General features: G+C 71.0%; 23 protein-coding genes. 18 read left to right on the plus strand and 5 right to left on the minus strand.

Annotated elements, in window-relative coordinates; all coding sequences use genetic code 11:
• Positions 1-9 precede the first annotated feature (9 nt).
• Positions 10-828, minus strand: a complete 819-nt coding sequence (locus AC0KTA_RS20080) for a response regulator transcription factor (protein ID WP_481049595.1) — start codon at positions 826-828, stop codon at positions 10-12.
• A gap of 287 nt (positions 829-1115) precedes the next feature.
• Between AC0KTA_RS20080 and AC0KTA_RS20085 the strand changes: the two genes are divergently transcribed.
• The 11 genes from AC0KTA_RS20085 (at position 1116) to ygfZ (ending at position 8838) form a co-directional block, all read left to right on the plus strand.
• Positions 1116-1946 carry an alpha/beta hydrolase family protein gene (locus AC0KTA_RS20085; protein ID WP_481049596.1) on the plus strand — a complete coding sequence of 277 codons (831 nt, stop codon included), beginning with the start codon at positions 1116-1118 and terminating at the stop codon, positions 1944-1946.
• A gap of 99 nt (positions 1947-2045) precedes the next feature.
• Positions 2046-2300 (plus strand): MoaD/ThiS family protein, encoded by a 255-nt coding sequence (locus tag AC0KTA_RS20090; protein ID WP_016644788.1) that lies wholly within the window; start codon positions 2046-2048, stop codon positions 2298-2300.
• 10 nt (positions 2301-2310) lie between these two features.
• The gene (locus AC0KTA_RS20095) at positions 2311-3477 is read left to right on the plus strand and encodes a hypothetical protein (protein ID WP_481049597.1); all 1167 of its coding nucleotides are present in this window, start codon (positions 2311-2313) and stop codon (positions 3475-3477) included.
• Between the two features lie 126 nt (positions 3478-3603).
• Positions 3604-4356 carry an LmeA family phospholipid-binding protein gene (locus AC0KTA_RS20100; RefSeq protein ID WP_481049598.1) on the plus strand — a complete coding sequence of 251 codons (753 nt, stop codon included), beginning with the start codon at positions 3604-3606 and terminating at the stop codon, positions 4354-4356.
• A gap of 208 nt (positions 4357-4564) precedes the next feature.
• Positions 4565-4645, plus strand: coding sequence for a putative leader peptide (locus AC0KTA_RS20105; protein ID WP_350893136.1), 81 nt, complete (start codon positions 4565-4567; stop codon positions 4643-4645).
• 160 nt (positions 4646-4805) lie between these two features.
• Positions 4806-5651, plus strand: a complete 846-nt coding sequence (locus AC0KTA_RS20110) for a sulfurtransferase (protein WP_481049599.1) — start codon at positions 4806-4808, stop codon at positions 5649-5651.
• Between the two features lie 37 nt (positions 5652-5688).
• Positions 5689-5976: a DUF1416 domain-containing protein gene (locus AC0KTA_RS20115; protein WP_054232391.1), complete on the plus strand. Its 288-nt coding sequence runs from the start codon at positions 5689-5691 to the stop codon at positions 5974-5976.
• Between the two features lie 264 nt (positions 5977-6240).
• Complete coding sequence (locus tag AC0KTA_RS20120) at positions 6241-6498, plus strand: DUF3099 domain-containing protein (RefSeq protein WP_481049600.1); 258 nt, start codon at positions 6241-6243, stop codon at positions 6496-6498.
• Between the two features lie 234 nt (positions 6499-6732).
• Positions 6733-7305 carry a heme-binding beta-barrel domain-containing protein gene (locus AC0KTA_RS20125; RefSeq protein ID WP_481049601.1) on the plus strand — a complete coding sequence of 191 codons (573 nt, stop codon included), beginning with the start codon at positions 6733-6735 and terminating at the stop codon, positions 7303-7305.
• A gap of 95 nt (positions 7306-7400) precedes the next feature.
• Positions 7401-7838, plus strand: coding sequence for a Fur family transcriptional regulator (locus AC0KTA_RS20130; protein WP_481049602.1), 438 nt, complete (start codon positions 7401-7403; stop codon positions 7836-7838).
• Between the two features lie 34 nt (positions 7839-7872).
• Entirely contained in the window at positions 7873-8838 is a 966-nt protein-coding gene (gene ygfZ / locus AC0KTA_RS20135) for a CAF17-like 4Fe-4S cluster assembly/insertion protein YgfZ (protein WP_481049603.1), read from the plus strand.
• Between the two features lie 579 nt (positions 8839-9417).
• Here the strand turns inward: ygfZ and dtd are convergent.
• Positions 9418-9843 carry a D-aminoacyl-tRNA deacylase gene (gene dtd, locus AC0KTA_RS20140; RefSeq protein WP_481049604.1) on the minus strand — a complete coding sequence of 142 codons (426 nt, stop codon included), beginning with the start codon at positions 9841-9843 and terminating at the stop codon, positions 9418-9420.
• Positions 9844-10097: 254 nt separating this feature from the next.
• Here dtd and AC0KTA_RS20145 point away from each other — a divergent pair, with 254 nt between their 5' ends.
• Positions 10098-10748: an RsiG family protein gene (locus AC0KTA_RS20145; protein WP_481049605.1), complete on the plus strand. Its 651-nt coding sequence runs from the start codon at positions 10098-10100 to the stop codon at positions 10746-10748.
• 300 nt (positions 10749-11048) lie between these two features.
• Positions 11049-12056, plus strand: a complete 1008-nt coding sequence (locus AC0KTA_RS20150; protein WP_481049606.1) for an asparaginase — start codon at positions 11049-11051, stop codon at positions 12054-12056.
• Positions 12057-12268: 212 nt separating this feature from the next.
• On the opposite strand, the gene AC0KTA_RS20155 is transcribed toward AC0KTA_RS20150, so the two are convergent.
• Positions 12269-12454 (minus strand): hypothetical protein, encoded by a 186-nt coding sequence (locus tag AC0KTA_RS20155; protein WP_481049607.1) that lies wholly within the window; start codon positions 12452-12454, stop codon positions 12269-12271.
• A 226-nt stretch (positions 12455-12680) separates the two neighbouring features.
• Between AC0KTA_RS20155 and AC0KTA_RS20160 the strand changes: the two genes are divergently transcribed.
• Positions 12681-13589 (plus strand): winged helix-turn-helix domain-containing protein, encoded by a 909-nt coding sequence (locus AC0KTA_RS20160; protein WP_481049608.1) that lies wholly within the window; start codon positions 12681-12683, stop codon positions 13587-13589.
• Between the two features lie 22 nt (positions 13590-13611).
• On the opposite strand, the gene AC0KTA_RS20165 is transcribed toward AC0KTA_RS20160, so the two are convergent.
• Positions 13612-13800: a hypothetical protein gene (locus tag AC0KTA_RS20165; RefSeq protein ID WP_481049609.1), complete on the minus strand. Its 189-nt coding sequence runs from the start codon at positions 13798-13800 to the stop codon at positions 13612-13614.
• Positions 13801-13903: 103 nt separating this feature from the next.
• Here AC0KTA_RS20165 and AC0KTA_RS20170 point away from each other — a divergent pair, with 103 nt between their 5' ends.
• The 4 genes from AC0KTA_RS20170 (at position 13904) to AC0KTA_RS20185 (ending at position 18004) form a co-directional block, all read left to right on the plus strand.
• Positions 13904-14839, plus strand: coding sequence for a winged helix-turn-helix domain-containing protein (locus AC0KTA_RS20170; protein ID WP_481049610.1), 936 nt, complete (start codon positions 13904-13906; stop codon positions 14837-14839).
• Entirely contained in the window at positions 14840-15595 is a 756-nt protein-coding gene (locus AC0KTA_RS20175; protein ID WP_481049611.1) for an HAD family hydrolase, read from the plus strand.
• 263 nt (positions 15596-15858) lie between these two features.
• Positions 15859-17007 carry an aminoglycoside phosphotransferase family protein gene (locus tag AC0KTA_RS20180; protein ID WP_481049612.1) on the plus strand — a complete coding sequence of 383 codons (1149 nt, stop codon included), beginning with the start codon at positions 15859-15861 and terminating at the stop codon, positions 17005-17007.
• 139 nt (positions 17008-17146) lie between these two features.
• Entirely contained in the window at positions 17147-18004 is an 858-nt protein-coding gene (locus AC0KTA_RS20185; RefSeq protein WP_481049613.1) for an ATP/GTP-binding protein, read from the plus strand.
• On the opposite strand, the gene AC0KTA_RS20190 is transcribed toward AC0KTA_RS20185, so the two are convergent.
• Positions 17985-18716, minus strand: coding sequence for an ABC transporter permease (locus tag AC0KTA_RS20190; protein ID WP_481056494.1), 732 nt, complete (start codon positions 18714-18716; stop codon positions 17985-17987). The genes AC0KTA_RS20185 and AC0KTA_RS20190 overlap by 20 nt on opposite strands.
• Positions 18717-18783 lie beyond the last annotated feature (67 nt).

Consider the following 18783-nt stretch of genomic DNA (forward strand, 5'->3'; position numbering starts at 1 on the left):
CGGATGGAGTCAGCCCTGAGCAGGGCGTGCGGCCGCTTCCTTCGCCCGTTCGGCGGCGAGGTCCTTCGCCCGTTCGGCGGCGGGCTCCGGCGCCCGCTCGCCCTCGGGCTTCGGCGTCGCCGCCTTGGCGCTCTCGCCGTCGGCGCCGCGGTCCACCTTCTCCGGGACGACGAAGCGATAGCCCACGTTCCGTACGGTGCCGATCAGCGACTCGTGCTCGACGCCGAGCTTGGCCCGCAGCCGCCGTACGTGGACGTCGACCGTCCGCGTGCCGCCGAAGTAGTCGTAGCCCCAGACCTCCTGGAGCAGCTGGGCGCGGGTGAAGACCCGGCCCGGGTGCTGCGCCAGGTACTTGATCAGCTCGAACTCCTTGAAGGTCAGGTCCAGGACCCGGCCCTTCAGCTTCGCGCTGTACGTCGCCTCGTCCACGGAGAGGTCGCCGTTGCGGATCTCCATGGGGGAGTCGTCGGCGGTGATCTGCTGGCGGCCCATGGCCAGGCGGAGGCGCGCCTCGACCTCGGCGGGACCCGCGGTGTCCAGGAGCACGTCGTCGATGCCCCAGTCCGCGGTGACCGCCGCGAGGCCGCCCTCGGTGACGACCAGGACCAGCGGACAGCCGGGGCCGGTGGAGCGGAGGAGCTGGCAGAGGCTGCGGACCTGAGGGAGGTCGCGCCGCCCGTCGATCAGGATGACGTCGGCACCGGGGGTGTCGACGAGTGCGGGGCCTTCGGCGGGGGCCACCCGCACGTTGTGAAGGAGCAGGCCGAGGGCGGGAAGCACCTCCGTCGACGGCTGGAGGGCGTTGGTCAGGAGCAGCAGAGAACTCATCGCGCCCCACCTGCCTGGGTCGTCGGCTGGTTCTTCTGACTGTCGTGCACGTTTCGCTCGCCCATTACGTCGGTTCCTCCTCGGTCCCTGCGAGGACGTATGCGGCACTGCTTCGTACTGTTCGTACTGGTGGTACACCTCCCGCGCCCTGGGCGGTGACCGTGCGCGCCGTTCTTGAGGCTTCGTTTACGGGGCTTTGGTGAGCCGTCGTATACGAGTCGCCCTGAAAGCACGAAAGGACCCGGGGGCTTCGCTGCCCGGATCCTCTGCCGAGCAGAATAACCCACATGAGTTCCGGTCCGGCAGGTCAAACGGCGCGATCTTCTGTGCAGCCGATCACTCGCGTTCAACGGAGCGCAACACTGCGTACAACGCTCCGTACCTCCGACGGGGTGGCCATCGAAGCCGCGTACGACCCCGGGCCCGGCCCGGTCGGCGGGCCCGCGATCGTGCTCGCGCACGGCTTCACGGGGGATCTGCGGCGGCCCCACGTGCGCCGGGCCGCGGGGGTGTTCGCGCAGCGTGCGGCCGTGATCACGTTCTCCTTCCGGGGGCACGGAGGATCCGGCGGGCACTCCACGGTGGGCGACCGCGAGGTGCTCGATCTCGCCGCGGCGGTGGAGTGGGCGCGCTCGCTCGGGCACACGCGCGTGGCGACGGTCGGTTTCTCCATGGGCGGCTCCGTGGTGCTGCGGCACGCCGCGCTGCACGGGGGGCGCACGGGAGCGTGGGTTGACGCCGTCGTCGCGGTCAGCGCGCCGGCCCGGTGGTTCTACCGGGGTACGGCGCCGATGCGGCGGCTGCACTGGGTGGTGACGCGGCGGGCGGGGCGCGTGGTGGGGCGGCTCGGCCTGCGGACCCGGATCCACCCGCGCGAGTGGGACCCCGTACCGCCGTCGCCGACGGAGTCCGTACCGCTCATCGCCCCGACCCCGCTGCTCATCGTGCACGGCGACCGCGACCCGTACTTCCCCGTCGACCACCCCCGGATGCTGGCCGCCGCCGCGGGCGACGCGGCCGAGCTGTGGCTGGAACCCGGCATGGGGCACGCCGAGCACGCGGCGGACGACGCGCTGCTTGGGCGGATCGTCGACTGGACGCATTCGTCCGCAAGCTAGCCTGACGCACGGCGCGAAACCATTAATTGAGGAACCACGATGGCGAGTACCCGGTCCGCGAGAGCGGCGGCGGTTTAGCCGCAAAGGAGGGTGGGGCGTATGGCTACGGGGACCATTCGGTACTGGGCCGCCGCCAAAGCTGCGGCGGGTGTCGCCGAGGAGGCGTACGCCGAGGCCACGCTGGCCGAGGCGCTCAGCGCCGCCCGCGCGCGACACCCCGGAGAACTCGACCGCGTGCTGCGGCGCTGCTCGTTCCTCATCGACGGTGACCCCGTGGGGACCCGCGCCCATGAGACCGTACGGCTTGCCGAGGGCGGCACGGTCGAGGTGCTCCCGCCGTTCGCAGGAGGATGACCCGTACGCGATGAGCAACGAACCGTACGACCCTTATCAACAGCATCAGCCGTATCCGCAGCCGCAGGCCGACGAGGCCTGGGGGTACCAGGACCCCTACGCGCAGCAGCAGTACGCCACCCAGCAGTGGGAGGGGCAGACCTGGGACACCCAGGTGCACTCGGCTCCGCCGGCGGTGGACATGACGGAGACGGCGTATCTGCCTCCGCAGTCGTATGCGGAACCCCCACAGGGGTACCAGCGGCCGGACTACTCCGGCGCCTACTACCAGCCGCCCACAGAGCAAACAGCAGCCCCGCCGCCCACAGGGCAAACGGCACCTCCTGCCGGGAGGCACCGGGCCGCCCCCGCACCCGAGTCCAGCTCCGCGCCCGAGAGCGCCCCCTCCTACGGCCCCGCCACCGTCACCGGTAACCCCCGCGTCACCGACGCGCAGCGGGCGCGGGCCGAGGGGCGGTCGCCGGTCATAGAGCCGGGGATGCAGCCCGCCCTGCTCACCGCCGTGCTCGGGCTGCTGCTCGCGGGCGGCGCCGCGGCGGGGCAGTACGCGCTGCTCGTACCGCTGGTGATCCTGCAGGGCGTGACGGCCGCCGGCTGGTTCCGGCTGAACGGGATGTGGCCCGCCCGGCAGGGCATCGCGCTGGCGTTCCTGGGCGGTGTCGCCGCCGACGTCGCGCTGCTCGCCACCGGCGAGGGCAACGCCCCGGCCGCGATCCTCGGCACGCTCGGCGTGTGGGTGCTGCTGGTGCTCGTCCTGCAACTGCGCAGCCGGGCCGGCGCGGACGAGCGGATGTACGGCCTGATGGCCACCCTCGCCTCCAGCGCGCTCGCGATCATCGCGGCCGGGCACCTCGCCGCGGCGCACGAGGCCGTCACCGTCGGCGGTGTCGCCGTCGCCGTGGCCGTGCTGGCCCGCGCGCTGCCGCTGCCGACGCCCGTGTCGGTGGTCGTGGCGCTGCTCGCGGCGGCCGGTGCGGGCATCGCGGTGGGCGGGGCCACCGAGTTCGGCAGCAAGGGCGCGCTGCTCGGGCTCGCCGCCGGCGTGTGCGCCGTGATCGGGCACCGTGTCGCCTCGTACGACTACCCGTCGCGGTTCGTGCACTTCACGGCCGGTGTCGCGCTGCCGCTCGCGGCCGCCGCGCCCGCGGTCTATCTGCTGGGTCGCGCCCTCGGCTGAACCCGCGGCCCCCGTCCGCAACGTCACATTCGATCTACAGGTCCCCGGCCGGGCACGATGGCCGGGGGCCTGTCCTTTAGGCTCGCGGCAACGGACAACCGAGGCGGGGGACGGGGAACAGCAGGCATGAGCAAACGCGCGATACGCATACTTCTGATCGTCGTGGTGATCCTGGGGGGCCTTTTCGTCGCGGCCGACCGGTTCGCGGTGAACTTCGCGGAGAACGAGGCGGCGGAGAAGCTCAAGACGCAGGAGGGGCTCAGCAGCACCCCCGACGTGTCCATCAAGGGCTTCCCGTTCCTGACCCAGGCCCTCGGCGGCAAGCTCGACGACGTCGAGATCGGCATCAAGGACTACGACGCCAAGTCCGACGGCGACACCATCCGCGTCGCCGACCTCAGCGCCACCATGCACGGCGTCGACTTCTCCAGCGACTACAGCTCCGCCACCGCCGACTCGGCCGCGGGCGTCGCCCGGATCTCCTACGACGAGCTGCTGAAGGCCGCCAAGGCCGAGCCGGTGCGGCTGCCGCTCGGCGCCACCGGCGAGGTCGTCGGCCTCTCCGACGGCGGCGACGGCAAGGTCAAGGTCGAGGTCGAGGTGAGCAAGGGCGGCACGAAGCTCCCCAAGCCCGTGCACGTACTCAGCACGCTGACCGTCGAGGGCGACACGATCCGGGTGCACGCCGACACCATCCCGAAGAACCTCGAAGTGCTCGGCGTGACGATCCCGCTGCCCGAGGGCATGGTCCGGAACGTCACCGACTTCGAGGAGAAGATCACCGACCTGCCCGGCGGCATCAAGCTCGACACGGTGCAGGCCGCGCCGGACGGCGTGGACGTGGCCGTGAAGGGCGAGAACGTGGACCTGGTGTCCTGACCCCGGGTGTCACCTAGGTAGTTGTCCGTAGTACGAGACGCGGGCGTCCGTCCCTCAGATGGTGGGCGGGCGCCCGCGCCGCGTCCCCGGCCCCGCGGGCCCCGCGCGCTGGCCTGAAAACGCGCCTCTGATCACATCTTGGACGAAATCGTCTCAGCATCCGACACGCCGGTGACACGGCCGCCCCACCGTCCCTACGATCGGACGCATGCATCGACAGGCGGACCTCACGAAGCGGCGGGCAGTGGACCTGTGCCGCGTCGCCGCCATGCTCTGTCGCACCTTCTGAACGGGAGCCTCAACTCCCGTATTCCCCCGGCCCGTTGGCCTTCCCAGGGTCACCGTCAGGGCCCCCGTGCGTATGCCGGTGCCTCCCCGCGTACCCATACGCGCACCGCGAGTACCCGCACTTCCGCATCCCCGCCGCAACTGCCCCGGAGGAGAACAGCATGAGCCGCAGCGACGTCCTGGTAGACGCCGACTGGGTCGAGGCCCACATCGACGACCCGAAGGTCGTGATCGTCGAGGTGGACGAGGACACCTCGGCGTACGACAAGAACCACATCAAGAACGCGATCCGGATCGACTGGACCAAGGACCTCCAGGACCCGGTCCGCCGCGACTTCATCGACCAGGAGGGCTTCGAGAAGCTGCTCTCCGGCAAGGGCATCGCGAACGACTCCACGGTCGTCCTCTACGGCGGCAACAACAACTGGTTCGCCTCCTACGCCTTCTGGTACTTCAAGCTCTACGGCCACCAGGACGTGAAGCTCCTCGACGGCGGCCGCAAGAAGTGGGAGCTCGACTCCCGCGACCTGGTCGACGGCTCCCAGGTGCCGAACCGTCCCGCCACGGACTACAAGGCCAAGCCGCAGGACACCTCCATCCGCGCCTTCCGCGACGACGTGGTCGCCGCGATCGGCGCGCAGAACCTGGTCGACGTCCGCTCGCCCGACGAGTTCTCCGGCAAGCTGCTCGCCCCGGCGCACCTGCCGCAGGAGCAGTCACAGCGCCCCGGCCACGTGCCGAGCGCCCGCAACATCCCGTGGTCGAAGAACGCCAACGACGACGGCACCTTCAAGTCGGACGACGCGCTCAAGGCGCTGTACGCCGACGAGCAGGTCGATCTCGCCACGGACACCATCGCGTACTGCCGCATCGGTGAGCGCTCCGCCCTGACCTGGTTCGTCCTGCACGAGCTGCTCGGTGTCGAGAACGTCAAGAACTACGACGGCTCCTGGACCGAGTACGGCTCCCTGGTGGGCGTGCCGATCGAGCTCGGCGCCAACAAGTAAGCAAGCCCCGACCTTCTCTCTTCCCCTAGGAGTACGCATGTGTGGAGCCAAGGCCGGCGGCCCGGACGCTTCGACGATCAAGCCCGGTGAGACCACGATCCAGGGCCAGGTGACCCGCGACGGCGAGCCCGTCACCGGTTACGTGCGCCTGCTCGACTCGACCGGCGAGTTCACCGCGGAGGTGCCCACGTCCGCGACGGGCCAGTTCCGCTTCTACGCGGCCGAGGGCACGTGGACCGTGCGGGCCCTGGTGCCCGGCGGCACGGCGGACCGCACGGTCGTCGCGCAGACGGGCGGCCTCGCGGAGGTCGCGATCGCCGTCTGAGGAGACAGGCCGTAGGGCCGACTGCAGGCCGTAGGGCCGCACCCCAGGGGTTGGACGCCACTGGAGGGGTGCGGCCCTTCGGTTCTACGCTGGACGTATGTACGCGCGACGGCGCCATGTGGCCCCTCCTTGATGCGCCGCTCGCACTGCTCGGCCCTGGCGGGCCTCCCAGGCTTCGTGGCGCTGCGCCGGACTCCGTCCGTCGGCTGGGGCGGGGGTTGCTTTTCCCCCTGCGGGCTGGTGACTTGGTCGTACGCTGGAGATATGTACGCGCGACGGCGCCATGTGTACTTCGCCATGATGGGCACCTGCCTGGCCCTCTTCGTCCTGGCGTGGGGCGTCGTGCGGCTATGGTCGACCCCCGTCGCCGTCGGCATGTGCGTGGTGGCCATGGTGATCCCGCCGCTCGCCGCGATGGTCGCCAACCGGCGCGGCCCGGACGACCGCTGGTGGGACGACCCCTCGGGGGATCCGAAGTCCGACGAGTGGTGGGACGAGCTGGACGGCAAGCGCCGCCACTAGCCGGGTGGCCCACCTCGGCGGGAGGGGGCGGCGGGGCCCGACTACAGTGGGACCCGGCTCTGTACCGCCCTATACACCGCTCACCGAGGAGCTTTAAGTGCTTGAGGCCTTCTTCTCCGCCCTCCTTGTCCTGGTCTGCGTCGGCGTCCTCGCCTTCGCGGGCCTGACCGTGAAGAAGCTGTACCAGGGCCAGCGCTGACCGCACCCCCCCACCGAGAGACTCCTGAGCACCTCATGATCGAGATCCCGTCCGACCTGCACCGCGACCTCGTCCCCCTCGCCTGGCTCCTGGGCAACTGGGCCGGCGCGGGCGTCACCGACTTCCCCGGCTCCCCGAAGGCGAATTTCGGCCAGGAAGTCTCCTTCACGCACGACGGCCGGGACTTCCTCGAGTACCACTCGCGCACCTGGGTGCTCGACGCCGACGGCAACAAGGTGGAGCCGCTGGAGTCCGAGTCCGGCTTCTGGCGCATCGACAAGGACCGCAAGGTCGAGACCGTCATGGTCCGCCAGGACGGCGTCGTCGAGGTCTGGTACGGCGAGCTGGCCGACCAGAAGCCGCAGATCGACCTGGCCACCGACGCCGTCGCCCGCACCGCCGCCTCCGGCCCGTACACCGGCGGCAAGCGCCTGTACGGGTACGTGAAGGGCGACCTGATGTGGGTCGGCGAGAAGCAGACGCCCGAGGTGCCGCTGCGGCCGTACATGTCCGCGCAGCTCAAGAAGGTCGTCACGCCCGAGGACGTCGCCGAGATGGCGCGGAACCTGGGCGACCTGCCGGACGACGGCATCGCCTTCTTCAAGTAGGCACCGCCGTTTTCGAGCAGGCAGCCGCCTTCTTGCATCCGCCTTCTTCAAACGGTCCGGACCGGTGCTCGCCCCTTGGGCCTAGACTGCGGAGTGTGGTGAGCACCGACTCCGACTGGAAGAGCGACCTGCGCCAGCGCGGCTATCGCCTGACGCCGCAGCGCCAGCTCGTGCTCGAAGCCGTGGACGCGCTGGAGCACGCGACGCCCGACGACATCCTCTGCGAGGTGCGCAAGACGGCGTCGGGGATCAACATCTCCACCGTCTACCGGACCCTGGAGCTCCTGGAGGAGCTGGGGCTGGTCAGCCATGCCCACCTCGGGCACGGCGCCCCCACGTACCACCTCGCGGACCGCCACCACCACATCCACCTGGTGTGCCGGGACTGCACGAACGTCATCGAGGCCGATCTCGACGTGGCCGCGGAGTTCACCGCGAAGCTGCGCGGGATGTTCGGCTTCGACACCGACATGAAGCACTTCGCGATCTTTGGGCGCTGCGAGAAATGCGCCGCTGGGACGGGCGAGGAATAAGCACCGCGACCATCGGGTCGTACTCTTTGTGAACATGAAGAGCCCCTTGCTGTCGCTGCCCGGCGCCGTCCCCGCAGAGGGCGTGGACGAAGGCGTCGCCGCCCACTACGGCGATCTGTTCCGCGAGCAGCGTGCCCTCGCCGACGGCACCGGATTCGTCGACCTCTCGCACCGCGGCGTCGTCACGGTCACCGGTGCCGACCGACTGAGCTGGCTGCATCTCCTCCTCACCCAGCACGTCAGCGATCTGCCGGCGGGCCGGGCCACGGAAGCGTTGATCCTCTCCGCGAACGGGCACATCGAGCACGCCCTGTACCTCGTCGACGACGGCGAGACGATGTGGGCGCACGTGGAGCCCAACACCCAGGACGCGCTCATCGCGTACCTGGAGAGCATGAAGTTCTTCTACCGCGTCGAAGTCGCCGACCGCACCGCCGAGTTCGCCCTCGTGCACCTGCCCGCGGGCTCCATCGCGCCCGTCCCGGAGGGCGCCGTCGTGCGCGAGACGGCGCAGGGCCGCGACGTCTTCCTGCCCCGCGCGGACCTTTCCTCCTTCGCCGAGGAGCACGGGCCCGCCGCCGGGCTCCTCGCGTACGAGGCGCTGCGCGTCGAGCACCACCGGCCCCGGCTCGCCTTCGAGACCGACCACCGCACCATCCCGCACGAGCTGGGCTGGATCGGCACGGCGGTGCATTTGGAGAAGGGGTGCTACCGGGGCCAGGAGACCGTCGCCCGCGTCCAGAACCTCGGCAAGCCGCCGCGGCGCCTGGTCTTCCTCCACCTGGACGGCAGCGAGGTGCACCTGCCGGTGCACGGTACGCCGCTCCACCTCGCCGCGGACGGGCCCGACGGCCGCAAGCTCGGCTTCATCACCACCTCTGTACGCCACCACGAGCTGGGCCCGATCGCCCTTGCCCTCGTGAAGCGCAATGTTCCCCTGGACGCGGAGCTGGTCGCCGGCACAACGGCCGCGTCCCAGGAGCCCGTGGTCGAGCCGTAGCGCCGCCGCCCCCCGGCCGGGGTGACCCCCGAATCGCGCTGCCGCGCTCGTCCTCAATCGCCGGACGGGCTATTTTTCCCCACCCACCCGCCCTGACTTGCCCTACGGGACGTAGTCGGCACATCAGCCAATGCGTCCAGCAACCACTCTCGGCCCGTCCGTCGTTGGACGACGAGCTCGCCCAGCCCGATCAGCACCCACCCATCTTTCTAGCCCGCCCACTCCGTCCAGCCCACCCAGCCCATCCGTCGCTTGAGGACGAGACCGTCCAAGAGGACGAGACCGTCCAACCCGATCAGCACCCACCCAGCCCGCCCCTTAGAGCCCGCCCGGCGCTTCCAGCGCGTCCGGCGTTTGAGGGTGAGGCGCCGTTGAGGCCGATCACCACCCACCCACCCTCTGGCCCGCCCGCCCGTTCGAGCCCACCCGCCCCTTCTGGCCCGCCCGCCCCTTCCAGCCCGTCCGGCGTTTGAGGACGAGGCCGTTCAGGCCGATAGCGGGGGTCCAGGGGGCGGCAGCCCCCTGGTTACGGGAAGGGGCGGGCTTGGGGAGCCCCCGGCAGGGCATCCCCCGGGCGCCTCACATCTCCAGCAGCACAGTGAACGGCCCGTCGTTCGTGAGGCCCACACGCATGTGGGCGCCGAAGCGGCCCGTGGCCACCGTGGCGCCCAGGGCGCGGAGGTGGGCGACGACCTCGTCGACGAGGGGCTCGGCCACGTCGCCGGGCGCGGCCGCGTTCCAGGTGGGCCTGCGGCCCTTGCGCGCGTCGCCGTACAGAGTGAACTGACTGATGACGAGGAGCGGCGCGTCGACGTCCGAACAGGACTTCTCGTCGGACAGCATCCGCAAGGACCAAAGCTTGCGCGCCAGTTGACCGGCCTTCTCCTTGGTGTCGTCGTGCGTCACCCCCACGAGCACGCACAACCCCTCGCCGGAGATCTCGCCGACCGTCTCACCGTCCACGACGACACTCGCGCCGTCCACCCTCTGCACCACCGCACGCATGCCGCCCATGATGCCCTGCCCGAGCGCGCCGTCCGCGCGCCGGTCCAGAACCCCCCATCCGGGGCCGATTGGGGGCACTCGTGCACAGAGCGGCCACGAGGGGTGGCACGATGCTCACACGCGGTGTACCGCGCCGGCTGAGGGGACGGTAGAGCCACATGAGCACACCCAGTACGCCCAGTACTCCCAGTGCGTCCAGCACACCATGGTCACCAGGAACGAGACGTACGGGCGGGACGGGCGCGACGGGCGGAATGGCCGCGACGGGTGGGGCGAGCGGGGTGCCCGGTGCGGCAGGCATCGGCGGTACGAACGTGCCGCGCCCGCCCACCCAGCGCACGGACAGCCCCGCGCTGCCCGACGCGCCCGCGCACGACCTGGCCGCCCTCCGCCTGCCGGAACTGCGCGAGCTGCGCCGCTCCGCGCAGCAGGACGAGGCCGATCTGAGCTACGTACGACGGCTGCTGCAGGGACGCATCGACATCCTGCGGGCCGAGACCGCGCGCCGCAGGAGCCCGCGCGCGGGCGCGGGCACGGATGCGGGCGCCCGGGACCCGCGGTCCCCGGGCGCGGCGGAGTCACCGCTGGTCGTGGACCGGCTCGCGGAGATCCTCACGGACGGCCCGGCCCGGCACCGCTCCTCCGCCCGCCATGTGACGCTCGGCACCCCGCACAGCGAGGAGTACCGCCGCCTGGCCGCCGACATGCTGGCCGAGGTCGAGCTCTCCGACCTCGCGGCCCGCACGGACGACGAGCTGCACACGGCCATGGGCCGCCTCGTCCGCTATGAGCAGCAGGTTTCGCGGCGCCGTCAGGAGATGCAGCGCACCACGGACGATTGCAGTGCGGAGATCGCCCGCAGGTACCGTGAAGGTGAAGCACAAGTAGACGACCTGCTCGCGTGACCCCGCCGGCCCGGTGGGCACCGCCGCCCCGCCGGGCCCGGTGACCCCCGAGGACCCGTGGCCGCCCGTGATCCCCGACTCCGGTGGGCGCCCGCGCACGACGGCAGCCGGAATCCCGCGTTCCGGCCCCGCCGTGCGCGGGCGTCCGCCGCGGCCGTGATCCCGGCGGCCCCACGGCGTCCACGGTGTCCACGGACCCGGCGTTCCCGCGGTCCCACGGATCCGGCAATCCCGCGGTCCCCACGGACCCGGCGTTCCCGCGGACGGCCGTCGCACCGCCCGCACCCCGGAAGGCCGAAGATGCCGAGTACGCAGCAGACGCCGCTGCCGTCCGCCGCCACCCGTTCCGCCGCCACCAGTTCCCCCGTCATACCCCCGGTCCTCGCCGAGGTCGTACGCTCCGGCTTCGTCGAGGGCCGGCACCGGGGCAGCCTGGTGCTGCTCGGGGCCGACGGCGGCGTGCAGCTCGCGCTCGGCGATGTCACGGCGCCGGTCTTCCCGCGCTCCACCAACAAGCCGATGCAGGCCGCGGCGGTGCTGCGGGCCGGGCTCGACCTGTCCGGCGAGCGCCTCGCCCTGGCCGCCGCCAGCCACTCCGGAGAAACGTTTCACCTCGATCTCGTACAGAAGATGCTGGCCGAGCACGGGCTGACCGCCGCCGAGCTGCAGTGCCCCGAGGACCTCCCGCTGGACCCCGTCGAGGCGGAGACGTACCTGGCGGCGGGCTCCGTACGCGACCGGGTCACGATGAACTGCTCCGGCAAGCACACGGCGATGCTCGCGGCCTGCGAGCTGAACGGCTGGTCCAAGGAGACCTACCTCGACCCGGAGCACCCGCTCCAGCGCCTGGTCCACGAGGGCATCGAGGCAGCGGCGGGCGAGCCGGTCACCGCCGTCGGCACGGACGGCTGCGGCGCGCCCCTGATGGCCGTCTCCCTCACCGGCCTCGCCCGCGCCTACCGGCACTTCGTGCTCGCGCCCGACGGCAGCCCCGAGCGCCGGGTCGCGGACGCGATGCGGGCCCACCCCGAGTACGTCGCCGGGACGCGGCGGCCCGACACCTGGCTGATGCGGGAGGTGCCCGGCGCGCTGTCGAAGATGGGCGCCGAGGCGGTCCAGGCCGTCGCGCTGCCCGACGGCCGGGCCCTCGCCTTCAAGATCGACGACGGCGCGACCCGCGTCCTGGGCCCGGTCCTGGCCCGCGCCCTGCGCCTGCTCGGCACCGACGCCCCGGTCCTGGACCGCATCGGCAGGGCGCCGCTGCTGGGGGCGGGGCGCGAGGTGGGGGAGATACGGGCGGTTCTCTGAGCGTTTGCCAGGGGCCGTACCGCGTACGTCCCTGCCCGCGAGGGCCGACGTGCCGACGGGGTGGCCCACGGGTGTGGGCCACCCCGTCGATTCATCGGGGACCGGACCTGGCGTGGCGGGGCCTCTGAGCGGTCCGGGCCCCCGGTCGGACGGCTGACCGAACTCCCGGCTCCCCTCCGGATGGGAGCCCGGTCAGCCGGACTGTGGGCCCCTCAGCCCGACTGGGCGAGCAGCAGTACGAGGAGCAGCGCGCCGATGCCGCCGCAGGTGGTGTTCTTGGCCTTGATCCCGACGGTGAGCATGACGAACGCGATGATGCCCATCGGTCCGTACTTCCACTGGACGAGCTGCTCGAACCCGATGGCGAGGGCGGCGATGGCGACGGCGATGAGCGGCATGACGGTCCCCCTTCCGCACGGGGGCGACGGACCCCCGTGGCCGGCTGCCAACCGATCGATCCGAACGCCGGGTTCGGCCCGGCGGTCTGGGCTGCTGGCCAACCCTCGAAGAGTCTGACCATGTCGCCCAAGTTGGCTACCAACTCAATCTGACTTATCTCCGCGATGGTGCGTCTCATAACCACCTTCTCGGCAACTCCCCAAAGATGGCGAGAAGTTGTACTGTTTGGTTGTGAGCCCGGACCACGCCTCCGTCAACGAGCGGAACAGGGCGAGCAGGCCTGCCCACCGCTCGCATCACGAAGTGGCAGACGCGCTGCGCGACCGGATCAGGTCCGGGGAGCTGCGGCCCGGCCAGCGCATGCCCACGCAGGCGGAGTTGGCGGTCGAGTTCGGTGTGGAGCGCGGTGCCGTGCGGCAGGCGCTGCGCGTGCTGCAGAGCGAGCAGCTGCTGGCCAACGTGTCCAAGGGCAGCCCCGCCACGGTCGCGGGCCCCTCCGGCCGGAGCTCCGACGACATCCGCCCCGAGCCGACCATGGTCGGCCTCGCCCCGCGCATCGCCGCCGCCTTCCAGGCCCCGCACGTGGAGATCGACGCGCTGTGTCTCACCTCCGTCTCCCTGACCATGGCGATCGGTGAACCGCTGCGGCAGATTCACGCCGGGGGGCCGAAACCGGCCAAGGTCGACGTCCGGGTGCTGCTGCCGAGCCGCGACATCGACCTCGCCTTCCCGGCGGCGGTCGAGGACGACGACGGCGGCCATGTGCACCGCCGCTGGCTCGACCAGCGCAACGCGCAGGGCCAGGTGCTGCGGCACAACCTGCTGACGCTGCGGGCGACGCACGGCATCGACGTCCATGTGGAGTTCCGCGCCCTGCCCTTCACCCCGCCCGTCAAGCTCTATCTGATCAACGGCTCCGAGGCGCTGTTCGCGTACTACACCCTCACCAGACGCGGCGAGGAGATCGGCCAGGAGTATCTGGAGATGTGGGACGCGCAGGGAACGCAGTCGATGCTCTTCCCGTTCCAACAAGGGGACGGCTTGCGGGACACGACGTTCGTGGAGCAGTCCCACCTGTGGTTCAACGCGCTCTGGGAGACGATCAGCCAGGACCTGAAGCTGAACCACGGCTAGGAGCGGGCCGGGGCCGGGTGGCTCAGACCGCGGGTCCGGCCACCAACAGCGCGAGGATGATCGCTCCGATGGAGCTGCAGGTGGTGTTCTTGGCCTTGACCCCCACGGTCAGCAGAAGCAGACCGGCGATGCCGAGGACTCCGTACTTCACCTGTACCACCTGCTCGACGGTGACGACGAACACGGCTGCGAGGAGGGCTATGGCGGGCATGATGGTTCCTCCTTCTGCCATCTTGGGCGAGTTGGCAACCAACTCACTTGAGTTGTCCCCACTTGGTCGGCCTTCCTAACCCACTTCCCGTCAACTCCCTGAGATGGCGAGGGAGTTGTATCGTCTGGTCGTGACCAAGGAGAGCGTTGCAGTGAACGGCAGCAGAAAGACCTCCCCCCAGGACATCGCCGACGCCCTGCGCGACCGCATCCGCACCGGCACCCTCAAGGCGGGCGACCGCCTCCCCACCCAGGCCCGGCTCGCCCAGGAGTTCGGCGTGGAGCGCGGGACGGTGCGGCAGGCGCTGCTGGCGCTGCAGCGGGACGGGTTGCTGAACCACATCAGCAGGGGGAGCCCGCCGCGGGTCGCGGGGGAGCCCGCCGCGGCCGCGGCGCCCCCCGGCGCCCAGCCGCAGCCGCAGCCGTCGATGGTGGCCCTCGCCCCCCGCCTCGTGGAGGCGTTCCAGGAGCCGCACGTGCGGGTGGACGCCGTCTCGTACACGGCCGAGACGCTGATGAACGCCGTCACCGAGCCGATCCGGCAGATCCACCAGGGGCGGGTGCGCCCGGAGTCGATCGACGTCCGCATCCTGCTGCCGAGCAGCGACATCGACCTCGCCTTCCCGGTGCCGGTCGCGAACGGCGACGAGGGGGACCGGGACCGGCTGCAGCGGCGCTGGCTGGCCCAGCGGAACTCCCAGGGGCACGTCCTGCGCCACAACCTCATCGCGCTGCGGCAGTCCCACAAGATCGACGTCCATGTCACCTTCCGCGCCCTGCCGTTCACGACCCCCGTGAAGCTCTATCTGCTCAACGGCTCCGAGGCGCTGCTCGCGTACTACACGCTGGAGCCCATGGACGTGCTGCTCGACGGGCTCGACGGCGAGAGCGTCCCCGCCTACGACGCCGGCGGTCTCACCGCCGCACTCTTCTCCTTCACCGACGGCACCAGCCCGCGCGACTCCGGTTTCGTCGCGGAATCTCAGAAGTGGTTCGACGCCCTCTGGGAAACGATCACGACGGACCTGACACTCTCTTAGGTGACTCCTGATTCCACGCAACCCGACGCGACAGCGCCCGAACCGGTGGCGGACGAGAACGAGCACCTCCGGGCGCTGATCGCCGAAGCCCGGTTCGTGCTCTTCGACTTCGACGGCCCCATCTGCCGCCTCTTCGCCGGGCATTCGGCGCGGAAGGTCGCGGAGGAGCAGGTGCGCTGGCTCGAGGAACGGGGGCTGCACGGTCTCCTTGCGGACGGTGTACGCGACGAGGCCGATCCGTACGTCGTGCTGCGCGCCGTCGACGAGCGCCATCCCGACAGTGACCTGGTCGTCGACCTCGAGGCGCGGCTCACCCACGAGGAGCAGAAGGCGGTGCCGTCCGCCTGGCCCACGGCCTACGCCGACGCGCTCGTCCGCACCTGGTGGGCCTCCGGCACCCGGCTCGCCATCACCACGAACAACTCGCCCGGGCCGGTGGCCAGTTATCTGTCCGACCGCGGCCTGATCGACTGCTTCGCGCCGCACATATACGGCCGCACGCAGAACCTGCACCTGCTCAAGCCGGATCCGTACTGCGTCAACCGCGCCCTCGTCGCCATGGGCGCCGACCCCGCCCGCACCCTGATGATCGGTGACGCCGCCTCGGACTGCCACGCCGCGCGGGCCGCCGGAGTGCGCTTCCTCGGCTACGCGCGCAACGCACGCAAGCTGCGCATCCTCCAGGAGGCCGGCGCCGGGTGGATTGTGACGTCACTGGCGCCGCTGCTGCGCATCCTCGGGGGCGGCATGAGATAGCGGCCGGTGCCCCGGCGCAACCGCCGGAGCGAATTCGGCCGTTCCTCTTTGCTGCCTTGTCCGTCCGCCTTTGACGCCCCGTCCGGTCGTTGTCGGAGCGGAATGCCGTGGGGTGTTGGGCGCGAAATGGTAAAACCGCCCGACATATTCCGGGCGGCCGGAACACGCAGTAATGACACAGGCGCGCAAGGTAAGTGAGTGCGAGCGTCCACATAGTGGCATGCGCCGATACGAGTTCCGCGGGGGAGATACCCTCAGCGCTCATGTCGCAACCTCTGCCCGGCAGAGCCGATTCGGCGCCCTCGGCCCCGGTCGGCCCTTACGGCCGGCTGGTCCGCAAATTGGCCGCCGCCCATCGTGAACGCCCTGGTGGGAAGGTAGTTACGGGCTATCACAACAGCAACTACATCGTGCCGCTCGGCTGGACGCTGGCGGTGTTGCTGCGGACGATGCCGTTTCGCGCGCGGGTGAAATGCCGTACGCCGCTGGAGGCCGCGGAGGTCGCGCCGCGTATCTGGCCGAGGGAGGGCGAACTCCTCGAAGTGGTCGCGCGGCATCTCAGGGAAGTGCCGCGCTGTCTGCTCGACTTCGGCGACTGGTCGATGCACGCCTACCGTGCCGGACGCCCGCTGACCGAGGTCGACGAGGACGAGCTCAACACCGACGAGTTGATGGTCAAGCTCGCCGATTTCTTCGCCAGAACCGTGTCCGTACCGGAGTCCGAGCTGCCGCCGAGGCCCGCGGGGTGGCCCGAGGACGGGGATTCCGACGGCTTTCTCGCCTGGCTCGTCGACTTCACCGAGAAGCGGGTGCACCAGGCCAACCGGCGGCGATTCGACGCGCTATTCGAGGCGGTCGGTATCCGGCCGAACGCCATGGCCGAGTTCCAGGAGAAGGCCCCGCCGCTGCTCGGCCGCCCGTTCTGTCTGCTGCACACGGACGTCCATCGCGCCAACATTGTGGTCGACCGCAGGGAAATCGCCGTCATCGACTGGGAGCTGGCCCTGTACGGCGACCCGCTGCACGACCTCGCGACGCATCTCGTACGCATGGATTACGACAAGGAACAGCAGCTGCGGATGCGGCGGCTGTGGGCCGAGGCCATGGAGGCGGCCGGACGGCCCGAACTGACGGTGGGCCTGGAGCCCGATCTGCCCGTCTACCTGGATTTCGAGTACGCCCAGTCGGTCTTCCCTGACGTCATGCGCGCCGCCCTGTCCCTGCCCGAACAGGCCCCGGGCGACGACGACTTCGCGGGCGCCGCCGCGCACATCTGCCGGGCCCTGCGGCGGGCGGCCGACCCGCTGCGGCTCGAGCGGGTGCCGGACCAGGCCCACGCCGAGGAGGCCGTGCGGAGCTGGCACGCGGAGGTCCACGGGCGGGAGGCGGCCGAGCCGCGTCCGGCCGTGTGACGGCCGCACTGTCTGCCTGGCCGACGGCTGTCCGGTCTTCCTGGCTGCCGAGCGCCCGGTCTTCCTGACCGCCCCGCCCGCGGGCACCATGAGCTCCTGCACGTGCTCGTGTCAACTCAGTGGTGGGCAGGGGAACTTGATGGCCGGCGGTCGTATGGCATGGGGTTCGGACTCGGAGAGCTGGGCGCGGGCGGAGTCCGCCGTCACCAAGACACTCCTCCTCGCCGTGTTCGTACTCGGCCTGGTGGCCCAGTTCGTCACCCCCGTCGGCGACGCCCTCGAAGGCAAGGCGTACCTCGGCGGCGCCATCCTCAGCCTGGTCGGCTACGTGCTCTACAGCGAGCTGCGGGGGCTCAACGACGCGCTGCGTCCCGCCACCCGGCAGGAGGTCGCGGCGAGTGAGCTGCGGCAGTACTTCGGTGCGGCGCTCGGCCGGGCGGCCCCGCGGATCGACGCGATCGGGTTCACCGGGGAGACCGTGGTCACCGAGCTCGCCAGGTCGCTCGACGGACTGCAGGGCGCGGCCCGCCCGGAGGTCACGGTGCGCATCCTGGTGCCGGACTTCACCCGGGAGATGGAGATACCGGGGATGCTCGACGCCGCCGGGAAGGCCGTGGACGACCCCGACTTCCGCGGTGATCTGCTGCGGCAGGTGAAGGGGTACGAACGGGGCATGGACGTCCTGGCCAGGCGGCTGCGCCACGACCGCAGGGGCCGGCTCGCGGTGGAGTTCCGCGTCCTGCACATCTCGCCGTTCGTGAAGTTCTGCCTGGTCGACAGCGAGCACCTCTTCGACGGGATCTACGACGAGGTCAAGGAGGAGCCCTCCCGCAACCTCCCGGAGCGGCAGGTCCTCGACCTCATGGGGTACGACTCGCTGCTCACGCACTGGCACATCGACGCCGGCGCGGCGGCCCGCGAGAAGATCGTGCGGCGCCAGGAGCTCTTCGACACCCTCTGGCGCGTGGCCCGCCCCCTCACCGCCCCGTCCGCCTGAACAACACCCCCGCCAGCCCCACCGCCCCCACCAGAATCCCCCCGCACCACGCCAGCGCCACCCACGGCGTCGAGCCCACCGGCTGGTCGAGGAGGAGGCCGCGGAGGGATTCGATGACGGGGGTCACCGGCTGGTGGTCGGAGAACGTGGCCAGCCAGGCGGGCATCGTGTCGGTCGGGACGAAGGCGCTGCTGGGGTAGGGGAGGAAGGTGACGAAGAAGGTGTAACCGTTCGCGGCCTCGGGGGACTTGGCGAGGAGGCCGACCGCCGCCGACAGCCAGGACAGGGCCAGGACGAAGGCCACCAGGACCACGATCGCGGCGAGCCAGCCCGCGGGTGTCGCCGCCGGGCGGAAGCCGATCGCGAAGGCCAGCGCGAGGACCAGCGCGGTGGCCAGCAGGTTGCGGGCCACCGACGCGAGCACATGGCCCGCCAGGATCGCCGTGCCGCCGATGTCCAGCGAGCGGAAGCGGTCGACGATGCCGCCCTTCAGGTCCTCCGTGACGGCCACCGCCGTACCGGCCGAGCCGAACCCGGCGCAGAGGAGGAGGACGCCCGGGACGACGTAGGTGACGTACCGCGCGTCCGTCCCTGTGTCGATCGCCCCGCCGAAGAAGTACACGAAGATCAGGAGCAGCAGGACGGGGAGGGCCAGGCCCGTGATGAGCGCGTCCACGTTGCGGCGGCTCAGGCGGAGCGAACGGCCGGTCATGATCAGGGCGTTCGCCGTGAGGCCGTTGGGCGTCAGGGCGTTGGGCGTCGGGCCGTTCGGCAGGGTT

This window comes from Streptomyces sp. Y309 (assembly GCF_056712025.1).